Annotated in this window: 27 protein-coding genes; 10 read left to right on the plus strand and 17 right to left on the minus strand. The window is 73.9% G+C overall.

All coding sequences use genetic code 11. From position 1 onward, the window contains the following. Positions 1-112: 112 nt before the first annotated feature. Positions 113-646, plus strand: coding sequence for a DUF4396 domain-containing protein (locus IE330_RS10055; RefSeq protein ID WP_190135564.1), 534 nt, complete (start codon positions 113-115; stop codon positions 644-646). A 24-nt stretch (positions 647-670) separates the two neighbouring features. Here IE330_RS10055 and IE330_RS10060 read toward each other — a convergent pair whose 3' ends face one another. Continuing rightward, entirely contained in the window at positions 671-1,303 is a 633-nt protein-coding gene (locus IE330_RS10060; protein ID WP_190135565.1) for a sulfite oxidase-like oxidoreductase, read from the minus strand. 155 nt (positions 1,304-1,458) lie between these two features. On the opposite strand from IE330_RS10060, the gene bfr reads away from it, so the two are divergent. Then, the gene (gene bfr / locus IE330_RS10065) at positions 1,459-1,938 is read left to right on the plus strand and encodes a bacterioferritin (RefSeq protein WP_190135566.1); all 480 of its coding nucleotides are present in this window, start codon (positions 1,459-1,461) and stop codon (positions 1,936-1,938) included. Positions 1,939-1,968: 30 nt separating this feature from the next. Here the strand turns inward: bfr and IE330_RS10070 are convergent, their stop codons facing one another. The 3 genes from IE330_RS10070 to IE330_RS10080 all read right to left on the minus strand — a co-directional run bounded on the left by IE330_RS10070 (position 1,969) and on the right by IE330_RS10080 (position 4,709). After that, entirely contained in the window at positions 1,969-2,235 is a 267-nt protein-coding gene (locus tag IE330_RS10070) for a (2Fe-2S)-binding protein (RefSeq protein ID WP_229925529.1), read from the minus strand. Positions 2,236-2,420: 185 nt separating this feature from the next. Beyond that, a complete protein-coding gene (locus IE330_RS10075; RefSeq protein ID WP_373314606.1) occupies positions 2,421-3,776 on the minus strand; it encodes a class II 3-deoxy-7-phosphoheptulonate synthase in 1,356 nt (451 codons plus the stop codon). 42 nt (positions 3,777-3,818) lie between these two features. Continuing rightward, the gene (locus tag IE330_RS10080) at positions 3,819-4,709 is read right to left on the minus strand and encodes a DUF2867 domain-containing protein (protein WP_190135567.1); all 891 of its coding nucleotides are present in this window, start codon (positions 4,707-4,709) and stop codon (positions 3,819-3,821) included. Between the two features lie 44 nt (positions 4,710-4,753). On the opposite strand from IE330_RS10080, the gene IE330_RS10085 reads away from it, so the two are divergent. From IE330_RS10085 to IE330_RS10090, 3 genes are all read left to right on the plus strand, one after another. After that, a complete protein-coding gene (locus IE330_RS10085; RefSeq protein ID WP_190135604.1) occupies positions 4,754-5,347 on the plus strand; it encodes a TetR/AcrR family transcriptional regulator in 594 nt (197 codons plus the stop codon). A gap of 21 nt (positions 5,348-5,368) precedes the next feature. Further along, positions 5,369-5,425 carry a trp operon leader peptide gene (locus IE330_RS40190; protein ID WP_506005377.1) on the plus strand — a complete coding sequence of 19 codons (57 nt, stop codon included), beginning with the start codon at positions 5,369-5,371 and terminating at the stop codon, positions 5,423-5,425. 163 nt (positions 5,426-5,588) lie between these two features. Next, positions 5,589-7,511: an anthranilate synthase family protein gene (locus IE330_RS10090; RefSeq protein ID WP_190135568.1), complete on the plus strand. Its 1,923-nt coding sequence runs from the start codon at positions 5,589-5,591 to the stop codon at positions 7,509-7,511. On the opposite strand, the gene IE330_RS10095 is transcribed toward IE330_RS10090, so the two are convergent. The 5 genes from IE330_RS10095 to IE330_RS10115 form a co-directional block, all read right to left on the minus strand. After that, a complete protein-coding gene (locus IE330_RS10095; protein WP_190135605.1) occupies positions 7,454-8,458 on the minus strand; it encodes a 2-hydroxyacid dehydrogenase in 1,005 nt (334 codons plus the stop codon). The two genes, IE330_RS10090 and IE330_RS10095, sit on opposite strands and share 58 nt — an antisense overlap. 127 nt (positions 8,459-8,585) lie before the next feature. Further along, a complete protein-coding gene (locus IE330_RS10100) occupies positions 8,586-9,614 on the minus strand; it encodes a 6-phosphofructokinase (RefSeq protein ID WP_190135569.1) in 1,029 nt (342 codons plus the stop codon). A gap of 244 nt (positions 9,615-9,858) precedes the next feature. Continuing rightward, positions 9,859-10,563 (minus strand): response regulator, encoded by a 705-nt coding sequence (locus IE330_RS10105; protein ID WP_190135570.1) that lies wholly within the window; start codon positions 10,561-10,563, stop codon positions 9,859-9,861. Continuing rightward, the gene (macS, locus tag IE330_RS10110; RefSeq protein WP_190135571.1) at positions 10,560-11,789 is read right to left on the minus strand and encodes a MacS family sensor histidine kinase; all 1,230 of its coding nucleotides are present in this window, start codon (positions 11,787-11,789) and stop codon (positions 10,560-10,562) included. Before macS ends, IE330_RS10105 begins: the two co-directional genes overlap by 4 nt. 48 nt (positions 11,790-11,837) lie before the next feature. Continuing rightward, complete coding sequence (locus IE330_RS10115; protein WP_190135572.1) at positions 11,838-12,635, minus strand: lysophospholipid acyltransferase family protein; 798 nt, start codon at positions 12,633-12,635, stop codon at positions 11,838-11,840. Positions 12,636-12,716: 81 nt separating this feature from the next. On the opposite strand from IE330_RS10115, the gene IE330_RS10120 reads away from it, so the two are divergent. From IE330_RS10120 to IE330_RS10130, 3 genes are all read left to right on the plus strand, one after another. After that, on the plus strand, positions 12,717-12,947 hold the full coding sequence (locus IE330_RS10120; protein ID WP_190135573.1) for a hypothetical protein: 231 nt from the start codon (positions 12,717-12,719) through the stop codon (positions 12,945-12,947). Positions 12,948-13,036: 89 nt separating this feature from the next. After that, complete coding sequence (locus tag IE330_RS10125; protein ID WP_190135574.1) at positions 13,037-13,816, plus strand: alpha/beta hydrolase; 780 nt, start codon at positions 13,037-13,039, stop codon at positions 13,814-13,816. Beyond that, the gene (locus IE330_RS10130) at positions 13,809-14,441 is read left to right on the plus strand and encodes a hypothetical protein (protein ID WP_373314607.1); all 633 of its coding nucleotides are present in this window, start codon (positions 13,809-13,811) and stop codon (positions 14,439-14,441) included. Before IE330_RS10125 ends, IE330_RS10130 begins: the two co-directional genes overlap by 8 nt. A gap of 251 nt (positions 14,442-14,692) precedes the next feature. On the opposite strand, the gene IE330_RS10135 is transcribed toward IE330_RS10130, so the two are convergent. From IE330_RS10135 to IE330_RS10160, 6 genes are all read right to left on the minus strand, one after another. Continuing rightward, positions 14,693-15,481: an endonuclease/exonuclease/phosphatase family protein gene (locus tag IE330_RS10135; protein WP_190135575.1), complete on the minus strand. Its 789-nt coding sequence runs from the start codon at positions 15,479-15,481 to the stop codon at positions 14,693-14,695. 141 nt (positions 15,482-15,622) lie between these two features. Further along, positions 15,623-16,576 carry an ROK family glucokinase gene (locus tag IE330_RS10140; RefSeq protein WP_190135576.1) on the minus strand — a complete coding sequence of 318 codons (954 nt, stop codon included), beginning with the start codon at positions 16,574-16,576 and terminating at the stop codon, positions 15,623-15,625. A gap of 52 nt (positions 16,577-16,628) precedes the next feature. Beyond that, positions 16,629-17,180 carry a DUF5304 domain-containing protein gene (locus tag IE330_RS10145; RefSeq protein ID WP_190135577.1) on the minus strand — a complete coding sequence of 184 codons (552 nt, stop codon included), beginning with the start codon at positions 17,178-17,180 and terminating at the stop codon, positions 16,629-16,631. 69 nt (positions 17,181-17,249) lie between these two features. Further along, positions 17,250-18,437 (minus strand): ArsA family ATPase, encoded by a 1,188-nt coding sequence (locus tag IE330_RS10150; RefSeq protein ID WP_190135578.1) that lies wholly within the window; start codon positions 18,435-18,437, stop codon positions 17,250-17,252. 157 nt (positions 18,438-18,594) lie between these two features. Then, positions 18,595-19,029, minus strand: coding sequence for an SRPBCC family protein (locus IE330_RS10155; RefSeq protein ID WP_190135579.1), 435 nt, complete (start codon positions 19,027-19,029; stop codon positions 18,595-18,597). 82 nt (positions 19,030-19,111) lie between these two features. Continuing rightward, complete coding sequence (locus IE330_RS10160; RefSeq protein ID WP_190135580.1) at positions 19,112-19,882, minus strand: metallophosphoesterase family protein; 771 nt, start codon at positions 19,880-19,882, stop codon at positions 19,112-19,114. Between the two features lie 334 nt (positions 19,883-20,216). On the opposite strand from IE330_RS10160, the gene IE330_RS10165 reads away from it, so the two are divergent. Next, positions 20,217-22,013 carry an AMP-dependent synthetase/ligase gene (locus IE330_RS10165; protein WP_190135581.1) on the plus strand — a complete coding sequence of 599 codons (1,797 nt, stop codon included), beginning with the start codon at positions 20,217-20,219 and terminating at the stop codon, positions 22,011-22,013. 168 nt (positions 22,014-22,181) lie between these two features. On the opposite strand, the gene IE330_RS10170 is transcribed toward IE330_RS10165, so the two are convergent. Beyond that, complete coding sequence (locus IE330_RS10170) at positions 22,182-23,324, minus strand: glycosyltransferase family 4 protein (protein ID WP_190135582.1); 1,143 nt, start codon at positions 23,322-23,324, stop codon at positions 22,182-22,184. Positions 23,325-23,440: 116 nt separating this feature from the next. Here IE330_RS10170 and IE330_RS10175 point away from each other — a divergent pair, with 116 nt between their 5' ends. Beyond that, positions 23,441-24,700, plus strand: a complete 1,260-nt coding sequence (locus IE330_RS10175; protein WP_229925530.1) for a glycosyltransferase 87 family protein — start codon at positions 23,441-23,443, stop codon at positions 24,698-24,700. Here IE330_RS10175 and IE330_RS10180 read toward each other — a convergent pair. Further along, positions 24,657-25,853, minus strand: coding sequence for a hypothetical protein (locus tag IE330_RS10180; RefSeq protein ID WP_190135583.1), 1,197 nt, complete (start codon positions 25,851-25,853; stop codon positions 24,657-24,659). The two genes, IE330_RS10175 and IE330_RS10180, sit on opposite strands and share 44 nt — an antisense overlap. Positions 25,854-25,917: the final 64 nt, after the last annotated feature.

The following is a 25,917-nucleotide window of genomic DNA, read 5'->3' on the forward strand; positions in this document are numbered from 1 at the left end:
GGGTGGCCTCGCCCGGACGGCTCGCTCGACAACTCCAGATCTTGAGGAATACCCCCCAGGGGTATACGGTTCCTGTCATCGGCAGGAACCGCTCTCGACGTCGGGGGACCTCATGCAGCACGACGCGCACGCCGGGCACCACCACGACCACGCCCAGCACACGCACGGCGCCCACGCCCACCACGGCACGCACGGCGGCGGCAGCGGCAAGGTGAGCTGGGCCGTGGCCGCGCGGGCCACGCTGCACTGCCTCACGGGGTGCGCCATCGGCGAGGTGCTCGGCATGGTGATCGGCACCGCGCTCGGCTGGGGCAACGTGCCGACCATGGCGCTCGCGATCGCCCTCGCGTTCCTCTTCGGCTACTCGCTGACGCTGCGCGGCGTCCTCAAGGCCGGCGTCGACCTGCGGGCGGCGATCCGGGTCGCGCTGGCCGCCGACACGCTGTCCATCGCCGTCATGGAGCTCATCGACAACGGCGTGATCGCGCTGTGGCCGGGCGGTATGGACGCACACCTGTCGGACGCGATGTTCTGGTGGGTGCTCGCGCTCGCGCTCGCCGCCGCCTTCGTGATCACGACGCCGGTCAACAAGTGGATGATCGGCCGCGGCAAGGGCCACGCGGTGGTGCACCGGTACCACCACTGACCGCCGCGCGCGGTGCGCCAGGACTCAGAGCTCGGGGCCGTCCCCGGGCTCTTCCTGGTACGAGTAGCGCTGCTCCCGCCAGGGGTCGCCGATGTTGTGGTAGCCGCGCTCCTCCCAGAAGCCGCGGCGGTCGGCGGTCATGTACTCGATGCCCCGGACCCACTTCGGGCCCTTCCAGGCGTACAGGTGGGGCACCACGAGCCGCAGCGGGAAGCCGTGCTCGGCGGTGAGGAGCTCACCGCCCTTGTGCGTGGCGAAGATCGTGCGCTCGGAGAGGAAGTCGTCCATCCGCAGGTTGGAGCTGAAGCCGTACTCGGCCCAGACCATCACGTGCGTGGCGTTCGGCGCGGGCGGCGCCAGGGCGAGGACGTCCCGCGCGAGGACCCCGCCCCACTCGGCGCCGAGCATGCTGAACTTCGTGACGCAGTGCAGATCGGCCACCACCGTCGTGTACGGCAGCGCCGAGAACTCCTCGTGCGTCCAGGAGTGCTTCTCGCCGTCCGCGGTGGCGCCGAAGACCCTGAAGTCCCAGCGCTCGGGGCGGAACTTGGGCACCGGGCCGTAGTGCGTGACCGGCCAGCCGCGCTGGAGTCGCTGCCCCGGCGGAAGGTCCGGCTCCATGACGTCTCGAGATGTGCGACCCACCGGCTGACCCATACCCTCCATCCTGACAGACCGGGAGTGGTGGACGTGACCAGGTATACGCGGATTCGGGCAACTCCTACTAAGCCTGCACTTACTGGACGCCCCTCGGACGCCAGTGCAAGGATGCCCGGACCTGCCAGTTCCCCCGCTTGGAAGGAGCCTCTGCGATGCAGGGCGACCCCGAGGTCATCGAATTCCTCAACGAGCAGCTCACCGCCGAGCTCACCGCGATCAACCAGTACTTCCTGCACGCGAAGATGCAGGAGAACAACGGCTGGACGAAGCTCGCGAAGTACACCCGGGCCGAGTCGTTCGACGAGATGAAGCACGCGGAGGTGCTGACCGACCGGATCCTGTTCCTCGACGGGCTGCCCAACTACCAGCGGCTCTTCCACGTCCGCATCGGCCAGACCGTCACCGAGATGTTCCAGGCGGACCGGCAGATCGAGGTGGAGGCGATCGACCGCCTCCGGCGCGGCATCGAGGTGATGCGGGCCAAGGGCGACGTCACGTCCGCGAACATCTTCGAGGACATCCTCAAGGACGAGGAGCACCACATCGACTACCTCGACACCCAGCTCGAACTGGTCGAGAAGCTCGGTGAGCCGCTGTACATCGCCCAGGTCATCGAGCAGCCGGACAGCTAGACCGGCCCCACCGGGCCGGGCGGCTTTCGGTCAGGCCGCTTCCGGGAGCTCCGCCTCGGCGGCCAGGGCCGCCGCGGGCTCGCCCTGGTCGAGCAGCTCCCGCCGCGGGCACGCGCCCCGGCCGAGCAGCGCCTGGATGCGGCGGACGCACGAGCCGCAGTCGGTGCCCGCCTTGCAGGCGGACGCTATCTGCCGGGGGGTGCAGGCGCCGTCCTCCGCGTGCCGCTTGACCTGCGCCTCGGTAATGCCGAAGCAGTTGCAGACGTACACGCGGGTCACCTCCCGATCAGGGTCCATGGCGGGGTCCATAGGTAAAGGCCGTACCGATTGATCGGTGAGGCTAACCTAACCTTACCCGCGAGCCCGGACCCACAAAAGCCCGGGTACGCCGGTGGGGCGCGGATCACAAGGATCCGCGCCCCACGCGCGTGTCGGACGGAGCCGTACGGGCGCAGCCTTACGGCGCGCCCGCCGGCCGGTGCCTACTGGTCCCGGTACATCTCCGCGACCAGGAACGCCAGGTCCAGCGACTGGCTGCGGTTGAGCCGCGGGTCGCAGGCCGTCTCGTAGCGCTGGTGCAGGTCGTCGACGAAGATCTCGTCGCCGCCGCCCACGCACTCCGTGACGTCGTCGCCGGTGAGCTCCACGTGGATGCCGCCCGGGTGGGTGCCGAGGCCCTTGTGCACCTCGAAGAAGCCCTTGACCTCGTCGAGCACGTCGTCGAAGCGGCGGGTCTTGTGGCCGGAGGCCGCCTCGAAGGTGTTGCCGTGCATCGGGTCGGTCACCCAGGCGACCGTCGCGCCGGACGCGGTGACCTTCTCGACCAGCTCCGGGAGCTTGTCGCGGATCTTGTCCGCGCCCATGCGGACGATGAAGGTCAGCCGGCCGGGCTCGCGGTCCGGGTCGAGGCGCTCGATGTACTGGAGCGCCTCCTCCGCGGTCGTGGTCGGGCCGAGCTTGATGCCGATCGGGTTGCGGATGCGGGAGGCGAACTCGATGTGCGCGCCGTCGAGCTGGCGGGTGCGCTCACCGATCCACACCATGTGGCCGGACACGTCGTAGAGCTGGCCGGTGCGGGAGTCGACGCGGGTCAGCGCCGACTCGTAGTCGAGCAGCAGCGCCTCGTGCGAGGAGAAGAACTCGACCGTCTTGAACTCCTCCGGGTCCGTGCCGCAGGCCCGCATGAAGTGCAGCGCGTTGTCGATCTCCCGCGCGAGCTGCTCGTAGCGCTGGCCGGACGGGGACGACTTCACGAAGTCCTGGTTCCAGGCGTGCACCTGACGCAGGTCGGCGTAGCCACCGGTGGTGAAGGCGCGCACCAGGTTGAGCGTCGACGCGGAGGCGTTGTACATCCGCTTGAGGCGCTCGGGGTCCGGGACGCGGGCCTCCTCGGTGAAGTCGAAGCCGTTGACGGAGTCGCCGCGGTAGGTCGGCAGCGTCACGCCGTCACGGGTCTCGGTCGGCTTGGAGCGCGGCTTCGAGTACTGCCCCGCGATGCGGCCCACCTTGACCACGGGCACCGAGGCGGCGTACGTGAGCACGGCGCCCATCTGGAGCAGGGTCTTCAGCTTGGCCCGGATGTGCTCGGCGCTCACGGCGTCGAACGACTCCGCGCAGTCGCCGCCCTGGAGGAGGAACGCCTCACCCCGGGCGACGGCTCCCATACGGGCGCGCAGCGCGTCACACTCGCCCGCGAAGACCAGCGGGGGATACGACTCGAGGTCCGCGATCACATCGCGCAGAGCCTCGGCATCGGGGTACTCGGGCTGCTGCGCCGCGGGCAGGTCTCGCCAGGTCGCCTTGGCGGCGACGGCGTGGGAATCAGCGTTCACGGTCACGCGTCAACCCTACGGGGTCGCGCGGGGCGTCCAGCCACGCGCTCACAAAGTGAGACGGCTCCGCCAGGGCGCGCGCGGCGCCGCGAGCGCCAGGCGCCGGTGCGTGCGCCGCAGCATCAGGCGGGCCATCGGCGGGTGGAAGAACCGCACCAGAGCCCAGTAGAGCCGCCCCCGGGCGGTGTCGGCGCGCACGGCGGTGCACAGCCACACGTGCCGCTCGTCGACCAGCAGCGAGGCCCGTGCGGTCAGGCCCGCCACGTCCACGTCGAGGAGGAGCTCGCCGCCCTCGCGGGCGAGGACCGGGAAGGCGTCGCGCAGCACGCCGGTCCAGGCCCCCGGGTCGCGCGGCAGGCCGGGGAGCAGGGGCATGCGGTAGGCGTCGCGGTACCCGGGGCCGTCGACGGCGTCGCGGATCAGCCGGGCCTCGGCGGGCCAGTCCGCGGCCTCGGGGCGGGGCCAGCCGAGCCGGTTGAGCAGCCGTACGCGGGGCGTCCAGGCGACGGGACAGGCGCACTCGCCGGTGGCGGCGCGCTCGAAGTTGTCCAGGACCTCCTCGACCATCGTCTCGTGCACGGGCCGTATCACCGTCGGCCACAGCACCCGCTCCAGGCCCCTCGGCTCGATCTCCAGGACGTGCCGCACCCGGCAGCGCCGCTCCCCCAGCGGCTCGACCCGGATCTCGTGCCAGCCGTTCTCCGGGTCGGTGAAGTCGAAGCGGACGCGGCGCCCGGGCTCGTAGGCCGTCACGCGGTAGCGCACCGGGCCGTGGCCTCCGGCGGCGCCCACGGCGAGCGGGCCGTCGAAGGTCATCGCGGGCCAGGCGGGGGTGGGGAAGACCGGGTCGTCCGGCGCGGACAGGCGGTCGAGCAGGGCCCCCACCACCTCGGCCGGGGCCGCGACGACCCGCTCGTGCTCATTGCGTACGACACCCACGGCGCACCTCCATACGCTGGCGCATGGTCACCGTACGGTACCGTATGGTCATGGCGCAACGGCAGCGGGGGCGGACCCCGGCGAAGGCCCGGCTCACCGCACAGGACTGGGCGGACGCCGCCCTCGTGGCGATCGGCGAGGGCGGGCTCGCGGCCGTCGCGGTGGAGCCCCTCGCGGTCCGCCTCGGCACCACCAAGGGCAGCTTCTACTGGCACTTCGCCAACCGGGACGCGCTCATCGAGGCGGCCCTGGACCGCTGGGCGGAGGTCAACACCGAGGGGATCATCAGCGAGGTCGAGCGGGAGCCGGACGTCCGCCGGCGCATCCGGCTGCTGTTCGCCGAGGCCGTCAGCTCGGCCTCCGCCGACCCCCTGGAGGTCACGCTGCTCGCGACCGCCTCGCACCCGCGGGTGGCCGCGGCGCTGCGGCGCGTGACCGAGCGCCGGGTGGAGTACGTCGCCGGGCTGTTCGCCACGCTCGGCTTCCCCGCCCCGGAGGCCCGCCGCCGGGGCCTGCTCGCGTACACGGTCTACCTGGGCCACGCCCAGCTCGGGCACGCGGCGCCGTCCGTGCTGCCCGGCGAGGAGGAGTTCGGCCCCTATCTGGACGAGGCGCTGGACGTGCTGATGGCGCGCTGACGATGCGCTAGGGTGCGGGGCATGTTCACGCAGTCGACCCGTTCCTGGTGGTGGCCCGCTCCTTCGGCGGCCCACTGACTGCGCGTACCCCGCAGACATCACGAAGGCCGCCCGAGGGGCGGCCTTCCGTGTTTTCCGGCTTTTCCGGGTCTTCCAAACACTCCGGACCGGCCGTCCCTCTCCCGGGCTTCCCGAGCTTCCCCGCTTTCCCGCTCCCGACGAGAAGGACAGGACCAGGACCGTGCACCTGACCGACCTGCTGACCGACGACCGCCCCTTCGCCCTGCTGCGGCGCCGGACGCCCGGCCGCGACCACGACACGGTGGAGGTCCTGCGCGGCCCCGTCACCGCGTACGACCGGCTCGCCGACCTCCCCGACGGGCTGGCGCTCGTGCCGTTCCGGCAGATCCGCGAGCGCGGCTTCGACGCCGTGGACGACGGCACGCCGCTCGCCGTCCTCACGCCCGAGGAGACGTACGAACTCCCCCTGGCGCAGGCCCTCGCGGAGCTGCCCGCGCACGAGGTGCGGGTGGAGGGCCGGGGCTTCGACGTCGGCGACGACGCGTACGCCGAGACCGTCGGCCGGGTGCTGCGCGAGGAGATCGGGCGCGGCGAGGGCGCGAACTTCGTGATCCGGCGGACGTACGAGGGGGAGATCCCCGGGTTCGGGCGGGCCGACGCGCTGGCGCTGTTCCGGCGGCTGCTCGCGCAGGAGCGGGGCGCCTACTGGACGTACGTCGTGCACACCGGCGACCGGCAGGGGCCCGGCGGCGGGCGCACCCTCGTCGGCGCGAGCCCCGAGGTCCACGTGCGAATGTCCGGCGGCACGGTGGTGATGAACCCGATCAGCGGCACCTACCGCTACCCCGCCGAGGGGCCCACCGTCGACGGCCTGCTGCGCTTCCTGGCCGACGCCAAGGAGACCGAGGAGCTGTCGATGGTCGTCGACGAGGAGCTCAAGATGATGTGCACGGTCGGCGACAGGGGCGGCGTGGTGGTCGGGCCGCGCCTGAAGGAGATGGCCCACCTGGCGCACACCGAGTACGAACTGCGCGGCCGCTCCTCGCTGGACGCGCGGGAGGTGCTGCGGGAGACGATGTTCGCGGCGACGGTCACCGGCTCGCCGGTGCAGAACGCCTGCCGGGTCATCGCCCGCCACGAGCCCCTCGGGCGGGACGGTGCCGGGCGCGGCTACTACGCCGGGGCCCTGGCGCTCCTCGGCCGGGACGCGGGCGGGCAGACCCTGGACTCGCCGATCCTGATCCGCACCGCCGACATCGACGCGGACGGCCGTCTGCGGGTGCCGGTCGGCGCGACGCTGGTACGCGGCTCGGACCCGGCCGGCGAGGTGGCGGAGACCCACGCGAAGGCGGCGGCCGTGCTCGCCGCGCTGGGGGTGCGGCCGGGGCGGCCGCGCGGTGAGGACACCCGGCCCGCGCTGGCCGAGGACCCGCGGGTGCGGGCGGCGCTGGACGCGCGGCGGGCGGGGCTGGCGCCGTTCTGGCTGCGGATGCAGGAGGCGGCGCGTGAGCTGTCCGGGCACGCCCTGGTCGTCGACGGCGAGGACACGTTCACCGCGATGCTGGCGCACGTGCTGCGCTCGGCGGGGCTCGGCGTGACCGTGCGCCGGTACGACGACGCGGGGCTGGCCGACGCCCTGGCCCGCCACGAGGGCCCGGTGGTGCTCGGCCCCGGCCCCGGCGACCCGTCGGACGCGGCCGACCCGAAGATGCGGCTGCTGCGCGGACTCGCCGCCGGGCTCGTCCGCGAGCGGCGGCTGCCGGTGCTCGGCGTGTGCCTGGGCCACGAGCTGATCGCGGCCGAGCTGGGCCTGGAGATCGTCCGCAAGAGCGTGCCGTACCAGGGCGCGCAGACGGTGATCGACCTGTTCGGGCGGCCGGAGACCGTCGGCTTCTACAACAGCTTCGTGGCCCGCTGCGACGACGAGGCGGAGCGGGAGCTGGCCGCGCACGGCGTCGACGTCAGCCGCGACCGGGCCACGGGCGAGGTGCACGCCCTGCGCGGGCCGGGCTTCGCCGCGGTGCAGTTCCACCCGGAGTCGGTGCTGTCGCTGCGCGGGGCGGCAGTGGTGCGCGAGCTGCTCGGTCAGCTCACCGGGGCCGCGGGCACCAGCACGTTCTCGGAGCGGCGGCCCGCCAGGTAGTCCAGGACGTTGTGCAGGGTGGTGTCGACGATCTGGGTGACGGCGTCCTCGGTGTAGTACGCCTGGTGCGAGGTGACCACCACGTTCGGGAAGGTGACGAGGCGGGCCAGGGTGTCGTCCTCGACGGCGTGCAGCGACTTGTCGAGGAAGAACAGCCCGGCCTCGGCCTCGTACACGTCGAGGCCGACGCCGGTGAAGCGGCCCTTGCGCAGCTCGGCGACGAGGGCCTCGGTGTCGACGAGGCCGCCGCGGCTGGAGTTCACCAGGATCGCGTCGTCCTTCATGGCGCGCAGCGCGGCGGCGTCGATCAGGTGCCGGGTCGCGGGAAGCAGCGGCACGTGCAGGCTGACCAGGTCGGACTCGGCGAGGAGGCGCTCCTTGTCGACGTACTCCATGCCGAGCTCGACGCAGGCGGGGTTCTCGGCGACGTCCCAGCCGAGCAGGCGCATCCCGAAGCCGTGCCCGATCCGGGTGAAGGCCTCACCGATCTTGCCGGTGCCGAGGACGCCGACGGTGCGGCCGCGCAGGTCCCGGCCCATCAGGCCGTCGAGGCGGAAGTCGAAGTCGCGGGTGCGGTTGCCGGCCCGGACGATGCGGCGGTTCACGGCCATGGCCAGGGTCCAGGCGAACTCCGCGACGGAGTACGGCGAGTAGGACGAGACGCGGGCGACGGTGAGGCCGAGGCGCTCGGCGACCTCCAGGTCGATGTTGTTGAAGCCCGTCGAGCGCTGGGCGATCATCCGCGTGCCGCCGGCGGCGAGGATCCGCAGCACGCCGGCGTCGAGACTGGCGTTGACACTGGTGGAGATCGCCTCGTGGCCGGCGGCGATGGGGGCGGTGTCCTCGGTGAGGAAGACGTCCACGCAGCGGATGTCGTGGTGCGGGGCGAAGGCCCGCTCGATGAGCGGGCGCTCGTCGGCCTGGACGCCGAAGGCCAGGATCTCCACGGTGTCACTCCCGTTCGGGGTACGCATGGTCCCGTACAGGGGCGAATATACGTACAACGGACCGCCGGTGCGCGGCGGGGGGTACCCGCGCCCGCCCCTCCACAGCGGGCAGCGGGGAGGCGGGCGGTCAGCCGAAGAAGACGCCCACCTCGCGGTAGAGGGCGGGGTCCACCGTCTTCAGCTTGGCGGTGGCGTCCGCGAGGGGTACCCGGACGATGTCCGTGCCGCGCAGCGCGACCATCGTGCCGAAGTCGCCGTCCCGGACGGCGTCGATGGCGTGCAGGCCGAACCGCGTGGCCAGCCACCGGTCGAACGCGCTGGGCGTGCCCCCGCGCTGCACGTGGCCGAGGACCGTCGTGCGGGCCTCCTTGCCCGTGCGCTTCTCGATCTCCTTGGCCAGCCACTCCCCCACGCCCGACAGGCGCACGTGCCCGAAGGAGTCCAAGGACCCGTCCTTGAGGACCACGTCGCCGTCCTTGGGCATGGCACCCTCCGCCACCACCACGATCGGCGCGTACGAGGCCTTGAACCGCGAGGTCACCCAGGCGCAGACCTGGTCGAGGTCGAAGCGCTGCTCCGGGATGAGGATGACGTTGGCGCCCCCGGCGAGGCCGGAGTGCAGCGCGATCCAGCCCGCGTGCCGGCCCATGACCTCCACGACGAGGACGCGCATGTGCGACTCGGCGGTGGTGTGCAGCCGGTCGATGGCCTCGGTGGCGATGGAGACCGCGGTGTCGAAGCCGAAGGTGTAGTCGGTCGCCGAGAGGTCGTTGTCGATGGTCTTGGGCACCCCGACGACGGGCACGCCGTACTCGTCGGTCAGGCGCGCGGCGACGCCGAGGGTGTCCTCGCCGCCGATGGCGATGAGCGCCTCGACCTCGTGCTTGGCGAGGTTCTCCTTGATGCGGCGGATGCCGTTCTCGGCCTTGAGGGGGTTGGTGCGCGAGGAGCCGAGGATGGTGCCGCCCCGGGGCAGGATGCCGCGCACGGCGGCGATGTCGAGCCGGACGCTGTCGCCTTCGAGCGGCCCGCGCCAGCCGTCGCGGAAGCCGGTGAAGTCGTAGCCGTACTCCTGTACGCCCTTGCGGACGACGGCCCGGATGACGGCATTGAGCCCGGGGCAGTCGCCGCCTCCGGTCAGAACTCCGACCCGCATGGAAATGTCCCTTCGCCGCGGTTGCGCTGACGCGGGCCACGCTAATGGTGATGCGCGTCACTCCGGGATGGGGCGAACGGTGAATTCCCGTACGTGGTACGGGAGTTGCGGGTGAGGCGGCCGGCGCGGTTCACCCGAAGGGGGACAACGCCGGGGCGCCCGCGGGACGGGGGGCGGGGGCGCTCCCGACGGCGGGGGCGCTCCCGGCGGCGGGGGCTCTTCCGGCGGCAGGGGCCGGGGAGCCTCAGGGGCGGTCGCCCTCGTCGGTGTCGAGGCCGCGCTCGATGGCGTACCGGACGAGCTCCACCCGGTTGTGGAGCTGGAGCTTGCCGAGGGTGTTCTGGACGTGGTTCTGGACCGTGCGGTGGGAGATGACGAGGCGCTCGGCGATCTGCTTGTAGCTCAGGCCCTTGGCGACCAGGCGCAGCACCTCCGTCTCGCGGTCGGTCAGGCGCGGGGCGCCGGGCTCGTCGGCCGTCGCGGGCGCGGGCTCGGAGGCCAGGCGGCGGTACTCGCCGAGGACCAGGCCCGCGAGGCCCGGGGTGAACACGGCGTCGCCGACGGCCGTGCGGCGCACCGCGTCGATCAGCTCGGCGGTGGAGGCGGACTTCAGCAGATAGCCGGTGGCGCCGGACTTGACGGCCTCCAGGACGTCGGCGTGCTCCCCGCTCGCGGACAGCACGAGGACGCGCAGCGCCGGGTCGGCGCCGACGAGCTCCTTGCACACCTGGACGCCGGGCTTCAGCGGCAGGTTCAGGTCCAGGACGAGGACGTCGGGCGTGGCGGCCCGTGCCCGGCGCACCGCCTGCTCGCCGTCGCCCGCGGTCGCCACGACCGCGAAGCCGGCCTCGGCGAGGTCCCGGGCGACGGCGTCGCGCCACATCGGGTGGTCGTCGACGACCATCACCGTGACCCGCTCCGCGGTGGTCTGCTCGTGCTGTGCGCTCATCGCTGTGCCGTCCTCCCCCGCGCGTCCCTCGGGACGCGTAGTTCCACTTCCGTTCCCTGGCCCGGTACCGAGATCAGCTCGGCCGTGCCGCCGATGTCCCGCAGCCGGCCGCGGATCGACAGGGCGACGCCGAGCCGCCCCTCCCCCTCGGCCTGCGCCAGCCGCCCCTCCGGGATGCCGGGCCCGTCGTCCCGGACCGTGACGACCACGGCGTCCGGCTCGTCCTCGACCAGGATCCAGGCGCGGGCCCCGGGCCCCGCGTGCCTGCGGACATTGTCCAGGGCGGCGCCCACGGCCGCCGCGAGTTCCCGGGCCGCGCGCGGGGCGAGCGGCACCGGGGCGCCGGGCTCGGACAGGGTGACCTGGGCACCGGCGTACGGCGTGAGGAGCGTCCGCAGGTCGCGGGGCGCGGCGGCCTCGTCCGCGAGGTCGTCGGGCTCCTCCACGACGCGGACGAGGGCGCCCCGCGCGGTGTCCTCCGAGACCCGCGAGGCGGGCGCCAGGCCCCCGGCGACCAGGGAGCGCAGCGCGACCTCCTGCTCACCCGCCAGCTTGCCGAGCTCCGCCGCCTCGCCGCCGAGGGCGGTGCCGCGGCGCTGCACCATCGCGAGGACCTGCAGGACGCTGTCGTGGATGTCGCGGGCGAGGCGCTCGCGCTCGCGGGTCGCCGCCTCGATCTCCAGGGCGCGGGCGAGGGTGCGCTCGGAGGCGCGGGCCACTTCGACGACGTAGCCGATGGCGATGGAGGCGATGCACACGAGCAGGACGTTGTGCACGGTGTCCCGGCTGAAGGCCCCGCGCTGCACGACGTTCGCGACGCCGACGAGCAGCGAGGCGAAGGCGGCCCAGCGCCAGCCGCCCTTGATCGCGAAGGCGAGGACGGCCCCGGCGGTCCATATGGAGGGCAGCGTCGGGCCGCCGTCGGAGATCCGCTCGGCGGCGTCGGCGGCCCGGGTGAGCAGGATGCCGGTCAGGGCGACCGCGAGGTCGACGGCGAGGAAGCGCTTGGTGCAGCTCGCGGCGCCCGCGACCTTCGGCAGCGTGGCGAGGGTCCAGACGGCGAGCACCGAGAAGTAGCCGACGGCGACCCACGGCCGGGCGAAGTCGTCGTGCGCGGCCACGAACAGGGCGACGGCGTACAGCATCGTCAGGACGCGGTACGCGGTCAGCGCGCGCCACAGCGGCTGCTCGACCGACATCCTCATGACTCTCTCGCGCTCGACCATGCCCCCCACCCCACGGGACGCCCCACGCGTCCCTTACGCACGACGCGGCTAGGAGCCGGACCGTTCCCGCCGCGGCCGTTCGCCCTGCGCGCGGGCGAGGTCCTTGGCCGCTTCCTTCGCGGCCCCCTTGGCCGCCTCCTTCGCGGCTTCCTTCGCGGCTTCCTTCTCCGCCTTGGCCGCCTCCTGGAGCTGTCGCTTGGCGGCGGTCGCGTAGATGTCCACGTACTCCTGGCCGGAGAGCTTCATGATCTCGTACATGACCTCGTCGGTCACCGCGCGCAGCACGAAGCGGTCGTGCTCCATGCCCTGGTAGCGGGTGAAGTCCAGGGGCTCGCCGATGCGGATGCCGGGCCGCATGAGCTTCGGCATCACCTTGCCGGGCGGCTGGATCTTCTCCGTGTCGATCATCGCCACCGGGATCACGGGCGCGCCGGTGGCGAGCGCCACCCGGGCCAGGCCGCCGGGCTTGCCGCGGTAGAGGCGCCCGTCGGGCGAGCGGGTGCCCTCGGGGTAGATGCCGAACAGCTCGCCGCGCTCCAGGACCTCGATGCCGCTCTTGATCGCGGCCTCGCCCGCGCCGCGCGCGCCGGAGCGGTCCACCGGGAGCTGGCCCACGCCCTTGAAGAAGGCGGCGGTCAGGCGGCCCTTGACGCCGGGCGTGGTGAAGTACTCGGCCTTCGCGATGAACGTGACCTTGCGGTCCAGGACCGCGGGCAGGAAGAAGGAGTCCGAGAACGACAGGTGGTTGCTGGCCAGGATGGCGGGGCCCTCGGCGGGAATGTTCTCGAGGCCTTCCACCCAGGGCCTGAAGGCGAGCTTCAGGGGCCCTCCGATGGAAAACTTCATTGCGCCGTAGATCAAACCGAGTGCCTCCTGTGTCTGTGGATCAGACCATAACCCGAGCACGGCCCCGGCTCCCTCCGGAGCGTGGCCGTGCCGCAGGCCCGGGCGCTGCCGCCGGACCCCGGCCGTACGTCCGAGCAGCCCCGGCGGACCTGGTCGGTGTCAGCGCGGTCGCGTACGGTGAGGTACCCCCGCACGCGCGGTACCGGCGCGCGGTTCCGTCCCGAGTCCCCCTTTCCGCTGTTCCTGCTGTTCCTGCTGTTCCTGCTGTTCCTGCTGTTCCTGCTGTTCCCGCTGTTCCTGCTGTTTCCGTAGCTTCCGCAGTTCCCGCTGTTCCCGCAGTTCCTTCAGTTCCCCGGAATCCCCTGAGTCCCACGCTTCTCACCTCACGAAGGAGACCGAAGGTGCCGGTCCTCCCCGGAGCCGAGCCGTACCGCCACGAGGGCGGCGAGGTCGGCGTCCTCCTGTGTCACGGCTTCACCGGATCCCCGCAGTCGCTGCGCCCCTGGGCGGAGTACCTGGCGGCGCGCGGCCTGACCGTCTCGCTTCCGCTGCTGCCCGGCCACGGCACGCGCTGGCAGGACATGCAGGTCACCGGCTGGCAGGACTGGTACGCGGAAGTCGACCGCGAGCTGCGCCTGCTCAGGGAGCGCTGCGCGGAGGTGTTCGTCTTCGGGCTCTCCATGGGCGGCGCGCTGGCGCTGCGGCTCGCCGCCAAGCACGGCGACGCGGTGCGCGGCCTGGTCCTCGTCAACCCGGCGAACAAGGTGCACGGCCTGGCGGCGCACGCCCTGCCCGTCGCCCGCTTCCTGCTGCCCACCACCAAGGGCATCACCAGCGACATCGCCAAGGACGGCCCCGTCGAGATCGGGTACGACCGGGTGCCGCTGCACGCCGCCCACTCCATGCGGCGCTTCTTCCGTCTCGTCGACGCCGAGCTGCCCCAGGTCACCCAGCCGCTGCTGCTCCTGCACAGCCCGCACGACCACGTGGTGCCGCCCGCCGACTCCGCGCGCGTGCTCAGCCGCGTCTCGTCCACGGACGTCACGGAGATCCTGCTGGAACAGAGCTACCACGTCGCGACGTTGGACCACGACGCGGACCGGATCTTCGAGGAGAGCTACGGATTCATCGGCCGGCTCGCCCCCAGCGCAGGCAAGGAAGGGACGACGACCGGTGGCTGAGCAGCAGGACCGCGACGAGAGCCGCGAGCCCGAGGAGCGGGCCGCGCCCCCGGGCGAGGAGCGCGGGGTGCCCCTCGACGAGGACGCCGCCTGGCGCGCCATCGTCGCCGGGTACGGCGAGGAGCCCGCGGACCCGCCCGGCGCGAAGCCCTTCAAGTCCGTGGAGGACCTGGCGCTCCTGGAGGCGGAGGCCAACGGGGCGCCCGACGACGCCCCGCGCCCCGACCTGTCCAAGGACCCCGGCGACAAGGCGGGCGACGGCGACGCGGTCCGGCCGCTCGGCAGCTCCGTCTCCTTCGCCCCCGGCGTGGGCGGCGCGGGTCCGCGGGACCACACCGTGCCCGAGCCGTCGGAGGACGACTTCGACGAGGACGACGACGGCCACTTCGTGCCACCCGAGCCGCCGCCGCTGCCGGAGGCGGACGTCACCGCCAAGTTCGCCTGGCTCGCGGTGATCGGCGGGCCCGTGCTGCTGCTGCTCGCCGTGCTCCTCGGCTGGCAGATGACGTGGTGGCTGACGGCACTGGGCATCGGGGGGTTCCTGGGCGGGTTCACGACGCTGGTCGTGCGCATGAAGGGGGACGAGGAGGAGGACGACGACCCTGGGCGGGGGGCCGTCGTCTAGCTTTGCCTGGCCCCTGGGCCTTCAGCAGGGTTTCGCGCTTGGCCTGGCCCCTGGGCCTTGAGCGAGGTTTCGCGCTTGGCCTGGCCCCTGGGCCTTGAGCGGGGTTTCGCGCTTGGCCTGGCCCCTGGGCCTTGAGCAGGGTTTCGCGCTGCGCGCTCGTCCTCAAACGCCGGACGGGCTGGATTCGTCCCGCCGAGCGCTCGTACCTGTCTGCGGACCGGCTGTGTTTCATCGCGCTGGCGCGCTCGTCCTCAAACGCCGGACGGGCTGGGAACGCTGTTCGTTGCGGGTACGCGGAGGGCTGCCAGGACGGGGAGGTGGTCTGTGGCTGTTTTGAGGTCCTGTTCGGTTACTCCGGGGTGGCCGAGGGGGACGCCGCAGCCGAGGATCTGGACGCCGGGGGTGGCGAAGAGGGCGTCGATGCGCTGGTGCGGGTTCGTGGGGGTCGAGGTGTGCTCGCCGCCCCAGGGGGCGGTGGCCCAGCAGTCCTGGAGGTTCTCCGCGAGCCTGCGGAACGTGCGCCCGTCGGGCCGGTCGTTGAGGTCGCCGCCCGCGACCGCGTGCCGTACGCCCATGCCGGCGAGCCGGTCGAGCAGCATGCCGCCCTGGGCGTAGCGCTCCTCGCTCTGCAGGCTCAGGTGGCAGCTCAGGACGCCGAGCCGGGCGCCACCGAAGCGGACGACGGCCGTCGCGAAGCCGCGCCGGTGCAGGCCGGGGGTGAGCGGCAGCAGGACGTCCTCGGTGCGCTCCACGGTGGCCCGCAGCGAGCAGAGCAGCGCGGGCCCGGCCGCGGTGCCGCCGCCGGAGAGGATCACCAGGTCACTGGCGCGCGCGAGCCGCGCGAGCTTCTTGCGCCAGCGGAAGAACCGGGGCGCCTCCTGTACGAGGACGAGGTCGGGCTCGCACGCGGCGATGACCCGGGCGAGCGCGTCCGTGTCGTCGCGCATCGAACGGATGTTGTAGCTGAGCACCCGGATGACGGCCGAACCGTCCGCCTCGGTCCGGGAGTTGGGCAGCGTACGCGTCGGGCTGGTGGACATGGCGATCAAGATACGGGAAAGGCCGGGCAGGCTGGTCGTGTCCAGCCCGCCCGGCGGAGTTCCGGCCCGTCCGGCGTTCGAGGACGGGCGCGCGACGCGATCCGCGGCGACCTCGGCTCCCCTCGGCGGGGAGCCGGGGCGTCACATCACCGGGTCGGGCTCCCTGGCGAGGTCCGCGGCGCCGACGAGGCCCGCCTTGTTGCCGAGCTGCGCGGCGATCACCTTGGCCTCGGGGCGCCACTGCGCGCCGACGAGCCAGCGCTTGAAGGACTTGCGGATCGGGGCCAGCACCAGCTCGCCCTCGTCCGAGAGGCCGCCGCCGATGATGAAGGCCGAGGGGTCGAAGAGCGAGGCGAGGTCGGCGAGGCCCGCGCCGACCCAGCGGGCCAGCTCGCGGTAGGAGTCCACGGCGACCGGGTCGCCCTGGCGGGCGGCCATGGAGATGTGCTTGCCCTCGATGCCCTCGGGGGTGCCGTCGCCGAGGGAGAGCAGGAACTCCGCGTTCTCGGGGGTGGCGTTGGCGCGCTGCCTGGCGTACCGCACGAGGGCGCGGCCGGAGGCGTACTGCTCCCAGCAGCCCTGGCTGCCGCAGCCGCACAGCAGGCCGTCCGGCACCATGCGGATGTGGCCGAACTCGGCGGCGACGCCGAAGTGGCCGCGGCGCAGCTTGTTGCCGATGATGATGCCGCCGCCCAGGCCGGTGCCCAGGGTGATGCAGATGACGTTGCGGTGGCCCTTGCCGCCGCCGAACCTGTACTCGCCCCAGGCGGCCGCGTTGGCGTCGTTCTCGACGACCACGGGCAGGCCGACGCGCTCCTCGACCTCGTCCTTGAGCGGCTCCTGCCGCCAGTCGATGTTCGGCGCGAAGTAGACCGTGGAGCGCTCGCGGTTGACGTAGCCCGCGGCGCCGATGCCGACGCCGACGATGTCGTGCCCTGCCCGCGCGCCCTCCACGGCCGAGGCGATCGCGTCCACGATGGCCTCGGAGGTGCCGGGGGTGGGCACCTTGAACGTCGACAGGATGTGGCCGTCCTCGTCGACCACTCCGGCCGCGATCTTCGTGCCGCCGATGTCGACGCCGATGGTGAGTCCCATGTATCCCTCAGTTCGATCGAGCCCCGCTACGGCCCACCGTACCGGAGGGGGGTCAGTCCAGATCGATGTGTTCCCCCGGTCCGGGCCCCTCGTCCCGGCGCCCGGGGCCGCCGGGGGCGGCGGGGCCGTCTCCCGGCTCGCGGGTCCAGCGGCTCTCCTGGCCGGTCACGGCGCTGCGGTAGGCGGCGAGGAGCTCGGCGCCCGCGGCGGCGAGGTGGTCGAAGACGTCGGGGTTGCGTTCGATGACGGGTTCGACCGCGGCCTTGGCCTGCCGGACGACCTGCTGCACCGTCTCCTGCACGGCGCCCTGGGCGACCGCGCCGAACAGCGGCGACTGGAGGCCGGAGAGCTTCTCCGAGACGGCGTCGACGAGCTTGCGCAGCTCCTCGGCGGCGGAGCCGGGCGGCGCTCCGTACCGGGCGCGGCGGCGGGCCTTCTCCGCGGCGAGGTCCTCGGCGCAGGCCGTCGCCCAGGCGTCGGCGTCGGGTGCGGCGGTGTCGGCGCCGTCCGCGGTGCCCTGCTCGGGGCGGCCGGGGGCGGCCCCGGCCCCGGGACGCTCCGGCTCGGACGCGTCGCGCGCGTCGCGCTCGGTGGGATCGCTCATGGTCGGCTGGCTCCTGCGCAGAGGCGGCGAATGCGTACTCTCGACGTTACCCGAACGGAGGCACGGCGTTCACCGGGTCCGGGGCCACAGGTCCGGGTCCGGCGTGAAGCGGAGGTGCAGGACGCCGTCGCGCAGGCCCGCGCCGCTGACGGTGCAGCGGCGCAGCGCGGAGGGCAGCGGGACGATCCGGCGGAACGGGCCCGCGGTGATGACGAGTTCGTCGCCGCGCCGCACCAGGCCCAGCTCGTCGCGGACGGCGCCGGGCAGCGGGACGGCCCAGTACAGCAGGGACTCCTCGGCGCGGGCGTCGGTGACGGGCCAGTCGACGGGGGCCGGGGCCGGGCCCGGCGCCGGCGGGGCGAGGGCGGCCAGGTCGTCCAGGCCGCGCGGCTCCGCCCCGAGGTGGACGACGGGGTGCGTGGGGTGGGTGGCCTCCCACTCCTGGAGCGTCTTGTGCTGCTGGGCGCGGAGCGCGGCGAGCCACGGCCCGTCGCCCCCGGGGCCGTCCGCGGCGGGCAGGACGCGGTTGGCGACGACGGCGTCCAGGCGCAGGCCGTGCAGGGCGAGGCCGAGGGCGGCGGTGGCGACGGCGTCCGCGGCGGCGGGGCCCGGTTCGGCGACGAGCCGGACGCTGGTGTCCGGCCCCTCGATCAGGGCCTGCGCGGCGGCGAGCCGGGCGTCCCAGCGGGCCGCGGTCTCGTACAGCGTGGCGGCGGGCATGGGGACGCCGGCGAGCCGGCCGAGGACCGGGCGCAGCGCGCGGGCCGCCTGCCGCTCCGGAGGGAGCAGGCGGCGCAGGTAGCGGCGGAGCTGCGCGGGCAGGGCGAGCAGCGCGAGGGCGCGGGGCGTGGCGGGCAGGTCGACGACGAGGGTGTCGTACGTGCCGTGGGCGCCGTCGGCGGCCTCGCGCAGGGCGCCGAGCAGCGTCAGCTCCGCGGCTCCGGGGAGCGGGGTGAGCTCCTCGCCGTCGAGGCGGTCGGCGCCGAGCAGGTCGAGGGCCGGGCGGGCGTGGTCCTGGAGGGCGAGCAGGCCGTCGCGGAAGGCGTCGTCCGGGGCGGGGCGCAGCGCCGTCACGTGCCGCGTGACGGCGGTGGGGCGGGGGCCGGTGGGGGTGCCGAGGGCGGCGCCCAGCGTGTCGGCGGGGTCCGCGGAGACGACCAGGGTCCGGGCGCCCGCGCGGGCGGCGGTGACGGCGGTGGCGGCGGCCAGGGTGGTCCGCCCGGCTCCGCCGGGGCCGGTGACGAGGAGGGTGCGCATGCTCTGTACGGGGCCTAACTGTCCGGTTGCTCGGGCACCTGGAGCGGTGCCCGCCCTGCCCCGGGCTCCCGGCCTCGCCGACGGAACGGCGGTCCCCGGCGGGGAGCGGCGGAGTGCGGGCCGCGGCGCTGGCGGCGGGTGGTGCGCCCCCGCGGGGCTACTTGCTCTCGACGCGCTGCTTCAGGCCCGCCAGGGCGCGGTCGATGATGACCTTCTCCGCCTTGCGCTTGATCATGCCCAGCATGGGGATCTTGACGTCGACGGTGAGGCGGTAGGTGACCTCGGTGCCGGTGCCGGCGGGCGTGAGGAGGTAGGAGCCGTCCAGGGAGCGGAGCATCTGGGACTTGACGAGGGTCCAGGACACCTCGTGCTCGCCGTTCCAGGTGTAGGCGAGCGTCTGGTCGTCCTTGATCGCACCCGCGTCCATGACGAGGCGGACCTGCTCGGCGCGTCCGGCGTCGTCCGTCGCGAGGACCTGGGCCTCCTTGACCTCGCCGGTCCACTCCGGGTAGCGCGCGAAGTCGGCGATCACGCCCATGACGTCGGCCGGTGCCGCCTCGATCGTGATGCTCGAGCTGGTGTGTTCCGCCATCGCCGTGGCTCCTCCAGATGCGGTCCGGTACGGGGTGCTGTGTCTGCCGCGTGAAGGCTACCTCGGGCGGCGCGGGCGCAGGTCACCACTCCAGGGCCCAGGGGCGGCCGGTGCTCGCGAAGTGTCCGACGTTCACACACTCCGTCGGCCCGATCCGCATCCTGCGGGCCAGCGGCTGGTGGACGTGCCCGAAGAGGGAGTACCGGGGGCGGGTCCTGCGGATGGCGTCGAGCAGGGCGCGGCTGCCGCGCTCGAAGCGGCGGGCCACGGTGTCGTACACCAGCTCGGGCACCTCGGGCGGGATGTGCGTGCAGAGCACGTCCACCTCGCCGACGGCCTCGATCTTGGCGGCGTACTCCTCGTCGTCGATCTCGTACGGCGTGCGCATCGGGGTGCGCAGCCCGCCGCCGACGAAGCCGAAGACGCGGCCGCCGATCTCGACGCGCTCGCCGTCGAGGACGGTGGTGCCGGGACCGGCGTATTCCGGCCAGAGACGAGGGATGTCGACGTTGCCGTACGTGGCGTACGTAGGGGCGGGGAAGGCCGCGAAGAGTTCGGCGTACTGCTTGCGGACCGCGCGCTCCACCGCCGGGCCGCGGTCGATGCCCGCCCACAGGGAGGCGCCGAACGCGCGGGCCTCCTCGAAGCGGCGCGCGGTGCGCAGCTCGACGATGCGGGTGGCGTTCTCCTTGCCGAAGAGGTCCGGGAAGATGCCGCGCGCGTGGTCGGCGTAGTCGAGGAAGAGGACCAGGTCGCCGAGGCAGACGACGGCGTCGGCGCCGTCGCCCGCGCGGGCCAGGTCCTTGGCGTTGCCGTGCACGTCGCTGACCACATGGACCCGGAAACCTCGCATGCCGGTCACCCTAAGCCGCCCGCTCGCGACCGGGACAGGGCGGGGGTTCGGGGGCCGGGTGCGGTGGCGGGACCTGCGGTTACTTCCGAGTCAGGAAGTGCGTGGCGTACTGTGCGGTTCAGACCACAACGTCGTGTGACGCACGGAACATCTGGCCCGGCCCCCCTACCGAATGAGCCATACCGGTGGGTAACGTCCGGGCAGTCCAGTAGTGCTCAGCCCCACGCCCCTCGACGCATTCCCCGGAAGTCGGCTGAGTGCCTGCCCGACCTTGGACCGCACCGTCGCATCGCACAACGTCGTGGCGCCGGCGCCCTATGTAGGAGCAGCAGTCTTGCGCGAGTTCAGCCTTCCGGCCCTGTACGAGGTCCCCGCGGACGGCAACCTGACCGACATCGTCCGCCGCAACGCCGCGCAGCACCCGGACGTCGCCGTCATCGGCCGCAAGGTGAACGGACGCTGGGAGGACGTCACCGCGACGGCCTTCCTCGCCGAGGTGCGCGCCGCCGCGAAGGGGCTGATCGCCGCGGGCGTCCGGCCCGGCGACCGGGTCGGCCTGCTGTCCCGTACGCGCTACGAGTGGACGCTGTTCGACTTCGCGATCTGGAGCGCGGGCGCGGTCACCGTCCCGGTGTACGAGACCAGCTCGGCGGAGCAGATCCAGTGGATCCTCGGCGACTCCGGCGCCGTGGCCTGCGTCGTGGAGACCGAGGCGCACGCGGCGGCCGTCGAGTCCGTGCGCGACCGGCTGCCCGCCCTCACCCACGTGTGGCAGCTCGACCAGGACGCCGTCGGGGAGCTGACCCGGGCGGGCGCGGAGGTCTCCGACGAGACCCTGGAGGAGCGCGGCGCGTCCGCGGGCGCCGACGACCCGGCGACCATCGTCTACACCTCGGGCACCACGGGCCGCCCCAAGGGCTGCGTGCTGACCCACCGCAGCTTCTTCGCGGAGTGCGGCAACGTGGTGGAGCGGCTCAACCCGCTGTTCCGCACCGGCGAGTGCTCCGTCCTCCTCTTCCTGCCCGTCGCGCACGTCTTCGGCCGCCTGGTGGAGGTGGCCGCGCTCATGGCGCCCATCAAGCTGGGCCACGCCCCCGACATCAAGCACCTCACCGACGAGCTCGCCGCGTTCCGGCCGACGCTGATCCTCGGGGTGCCGCGCGTCTTTGAGAAGGTCTACAACGGGGCGCGGGCCAAGGCGCAGGCCGACGGCAAGCTCAAGATCTTCGACAAGGCGGCGGACACCGCGATCGCCTACAGCCGGGCCCTCGACACCCCGGGCGGCCCCTCGTTCGGCCTCAGGCTCAAGCACAAGGTCTTCGACAAGCTCGTCTTCAGCAAGCTGCGGGCCGTCCTCGGCGGGCGCGGCGAGCACGCCATCTCCGGCGGCGCCCCGCTCGGCGAGCGCCTCGGCCACTTCTTCCGCGGCATCGGCTTCACCGTCCTGGAGGGCTACGGCCTCACCGAGTCCTGCGCGGCCACCGCGTTCAACCCCTGGGACCGGCAGAAGATCGGGACGGTCGGGCAGCCGCTGCCCGGCTCCGTCGTGCGCATCGCCGACGACGGCGAGGTGCTGCTCCACGGCGAGCACCTCTTCTCCCACTACTGGAACAACGAGGCCGCCACCAAGGAGGCCCTCGCGGACGGCTGGTTCCACACCGGGGACATCGGCACGCTGGACGAGGACGGGTACCTGCGGATCACCGGCCGCAAGAAGGAGATCATCGTGACGGCGGGCGGCAAGAACGTCGCGCCCGCCGTCATCGAGGACCGCATCCGCGCGCACGCGCTGGTCGCGGAGTGCATGGTCGTCGGCGACGGGCGGCCGTTCGTGGCCGCGCTCGTCACCATCGACGAGGAGTTCCTGGGGCGGTGGGCCCAGGAGAACGGCAAGCCCGCCGGGGCGACGGCCGCCTCCCTGCGGGAGGACCCCGAGCTGCTCGCGGCGGTGCAACGGGCCGTGGACGACGGGAACGCGGCGGTCTCCAAGGCGGAGTCCGTGCGCAAGTTCCGCATCCTGTCCGCGCAGTTCACTGAGGACTCGGGGCATCTGACGCCGTCGCTGAAGCTGAAGCGGAACGTTGTCGCGAAGGATTACGCGGACGAGATCGAGGCGCTGTACCGGGGGTAGCCCTCGCGGGGGCCCCGCTGTGCCCATCAGCGCGCTCCGCGCGCGGGCGCCCCTTTCCCGTAACCAGGGGGCTCCGCCCCCTGGACCCCCGAGATCGCGCTGACGCGCTCGTCCTCAAACGCCGGACGGGCTGTCCCCAGCCCGTCCGGCGCCCCCGCGAAGCCAGGCCTACAGCAGGTCCCGCAGCCGCTCCGCCAGGAGGTCCCAGCGCCAGCGCTCCTCCACCCAGGCGCGGCCGCGTTCGCCCATGCGGGCGCGGAGCTCCGCGTCGCCGAGCAGGGTGACGATCCGGTCGGCGGCGTCCTCGGGGGAGCCGCCCGGGACGACCCAGCCGGTCTCCCCGTCCAGGACGGCGTCCGGCGCCCCGCCGGAGTCCCCCGCGACGACGGGCAGGCCCGTGGCGGAGGCCTCCAGGTAGACGATGCCGAGGCCCTCGACGTCGAGGCCGCCGCGCCGGGTGCGGCACGGCATGGCGAAGACGTCACCGGCGCCGTAGTGCGCGGGCAGCTCGGCCCACGGCACCGCCCCGGTGAACACCACCGAGTCCGCGACCCGCGTCTCCGCGGCGAGCCTGCGCAGCTCCTTCTCGTACGGCCCGCCGCCCACGACCAGCAGCACCGCGTCCGGCTCGGTGGCCAGGATCCGCGGCATGGCGAGGATCAGGGTGTCCTGGCCCTTGCGGGGGACGAGCCGGGAGACGCAGACCACGACCGGGCGGTCGGTGAGGCCGAGGCGCGCCCGCACCGCGTCGCCGCCGGAGCCGGGGTGGAAGGTCTTCTCGTCCACGCCGGGCGGCAGTTGCACCATGCGCCCGGCCGCGGCGGGCGTCAGCGCGGCGGCGATCCGCGAGCGCGTGTACTCGCCCAGGTAGGTGAGGGTGTCCGTGGACTCGCCGATACGGCGCAGGAGTTGCCGGGACGCGGGCAACTGCGCCCAGCCCGCCTCGTGCCCGTGCGTCGTCGCCACCAGGCGCCGCGCCCCGGCCGCGCGCAGCGCCGGCGCCATCAGGCCGAGCGGCGCCGCCGCGCCGAACCACACCGACGTACAGCCGTGTTCGCGCAGCAGCGACACCGCGCGGCGCGTCGCACGGGGGGTGGGCAGGAGCATGGTCGTCCGGTCGCGGACCACCGGGAAGGGCTGCTCGGCGTCGAAGGCGGCGGTCGCCTCGGTGCCCTCGCGGCCGCGCTTCCAGGTGGAGGCGTAGACGACGATCTCGGCCGGGTCCAGGCGCAGCGCCATGTTGTGCAGGAACGCCTGGATGCCACCGGGCCTGGGCGGGAAGTCGTTCGTGACGATGAGGGTCTTGTGCATCGCCGCCGACAGTACCGGGCCCGCGGCCGCGCTTCCTCCTCCGCCCGGCCCGTCGCCCCGGCCCCGCCTCACGGCCCCCCGCCGCCCGCCGGGGCATCATGACTCACCACATACCCATGAAGTACCGGAAACCGGGCGAGGTGCGCATGGCGGGCGCGGGTGGGCTGCGGATCCTGGCCGTCTGGACCCTGACCAGGGCGCTGCTCCTGCTGTGCGTCCTCCGCGTGATCGTCACCCCGGGCCCCGACGTGACGAGCGACGTCACGTACATCTACCAGGGCTGGTACGAGGTGCTGCGGACCGGCACCTTCCCGCTCGACGACGTCACCTGGCAGTACCCGCCCGCCGCCGCGCTCGCCGTCCTCGCCCCCGGCGCGCTGCCGTTCCTCGGCTACCCCGCCGCGTTCTACCTGCTGACGTGCGTGGCCGACGCGGCGGTGACGAGCCTGCTGCTGTACGCGGGCGAGCGGCCGGGGCGCACCCCGCGCGGGGCGTGGGTGTGGACGGCGGGCGTGGCGCTGCTCGGCCCGACCGCGTACGCCCGCTACGACCTGATGGTGACGGCCCTCGCCGTCGCGGCCCTGCTCGCGGGCGCCCGCCGGGCCCGCGCGGCGGGGGTGCTCGCCGGGTTCGGGGCCCTGGTGAAGGTGTGGCCGGCGCTGCTGCTCGTTGGCGCCGAGCACGGCGGCCCGGCCCGGCGTCCCCGGCACGCGGCGGCGGCCTCGGCGGGCGCGGGCGCGGTGGTCCTCGCGGCGGCGATGCCGGGGGCCTTCGCGTTCCTGGCCTTCCAGCGGGACCGGGGCACCGAGGTGGAGTCGCTGGGCGCGCTGGTCTTCCACGTGGCGCGGCACCTGGGCTGGCCGGGCTCCGTCCGGCTGAACTACGGCTCGGTGGAGTTCCTCGGCCCGTACGTGGCGGTGGTGAGCGCGGCGGCGCAGGCGCTGACGGCGGCGGCCTTCGGCTGGCTGCTGCTGTGGCGGCTGCGGGCCCGTACCTGGACGGTGACCACGCCCGCCGACGCGGCGTTCGCCGCGGTGCTGCTCTTCACGGCGACGAGCCGGGTGATCAGCCCGCAGTACATGCTGTGGCTGGTCGGCCTCGCGGCGGTGTGCCTGGCGTACCGGGAGTCGCGGATGGCGGTGCCCGCCCGTCTCGTGCTGGCCGCGACCTTCGTGACGTTCCTGGAGTTCCCCGTGTGGTTCTCGCACGTGGTGGCGAGCGACGCGCTCGGCCTGACGCTGCTCGCCGTCCGCAACGGCCTGCTGGTGGCGGCGGCCGTCCTGGCCTGCCGGACGCTGTGGCGGCGGACGGTGCCGCGGCCCGGCGCGGAGCTCAGCCCAGCTCCCGCCGCAGATACGCTCGCCAGCGCGCGGTGAACTCCTCCTGGTCCGTGTCCAGGACGTCCCGCAGCGCGTCCGCGACCGCTCCCGGGCGCTCGTCGTGGGCGCCGACGGCCGCGTAGAAGTCCGTGAGCTTCCGCGCGCCCCACTCGTCGGCGATCATCCGGCAGGCCAGCCACGCCCCCTCGTAGGCGCGGGCGAGGCGGCGGGCGTCGCCGCCGAAGCCGAAGTCGTCGTCCTCGGGCAGCGCGGCGGGCGGCGCGCCCTCCGCGACCGCGCGCCGCAGCGCCGGCGCGGCCTGCGCGGGCGGGCGGCCCGTGCCGCGGTAGCCGACCCAGTCCGCGAAGCCCTCGGAGAGCCACAGCGGGGTGGCCCGCGAGGTGTGCGCGCGGGTCGCGACGTGCGTGGTCTCGTGCGTGAGGACGACCTGCTTGCCGAGGTCGCCGAGGACCCCGTAGGCGTCGGGGTTGACGATGATCCGGTCGGCGGGCGCCGTCCCCGGGCCCCCGGTCTCGCCCGTGGTCACCGCCGCGATGCCCTGGTAGCCGGCGGCGGGCGCCCCGAGCAGGTCGGCCATGCCGTCCAGGGACCTGGGGACGAGCACCAGGACCCGGCCCGCCCACGGCCGCGGCCAGGCGGCGCGCACGGCGGGCACCGCGCCGTCGGCCAGCTCCGCGTACCGGCGCAGGTCCCGCGGCGCCCGGCCGACGCCGAGCACGAGGCTGCGGGTGCCGCGCACGGCATCCACCCGGCCCTGGTCCCAGAGCTGCCGGGCGGCCCTGCGCGCGGGCCGCTCGCCGGTGACGTGCCACCGCCCGTCGCGCCGCTGGAGCGTCAGCGCGCGGTCGGCGGTGAGCGGCGCGCGGTCGTGGCCCGCGACGCGGTAGCGCAGTTCGGCGGTGACGGTGGCGCGGGCCCCGTCCCGGTCGAAGTCCCGCACGCGGTACGCCCAGGACGCCAGCGGCACCTCGCGGAGGTTGTCGTAGGCGGTGACCGGTCCGCCCGTGGCCCGGTAGGCCCGCTCGTCGCGGTCGAGCACCGCGGCCGCCCGGCGGTCGAGCAGCCGGCGCACGTCGTCGGGCGCGGTGTCCCGCGCGGAGCCGCCGCAGCCCGCGAGCACGGCGGGAGCGAGCACCGCGAGACACAGCCCCACCGCCCCCGCACCGCGCCCACGCCGTCGACCAGCCACGTCATCGATCGTACGGGGACGGGCCGGGCACCCACCGGGCGGCGGCCGGTCACCTGCGGCGCGC

The organism is Streptomyces longispororuber, from assembly GCF_014656095.1.
Classification (GTDB): domain Bacteria; phylum Actinomycetota; class Actinomycetes; order Streptomycetales; family Streptomycetaceae; genus Streptomyces; species Streptomyces longispororuber.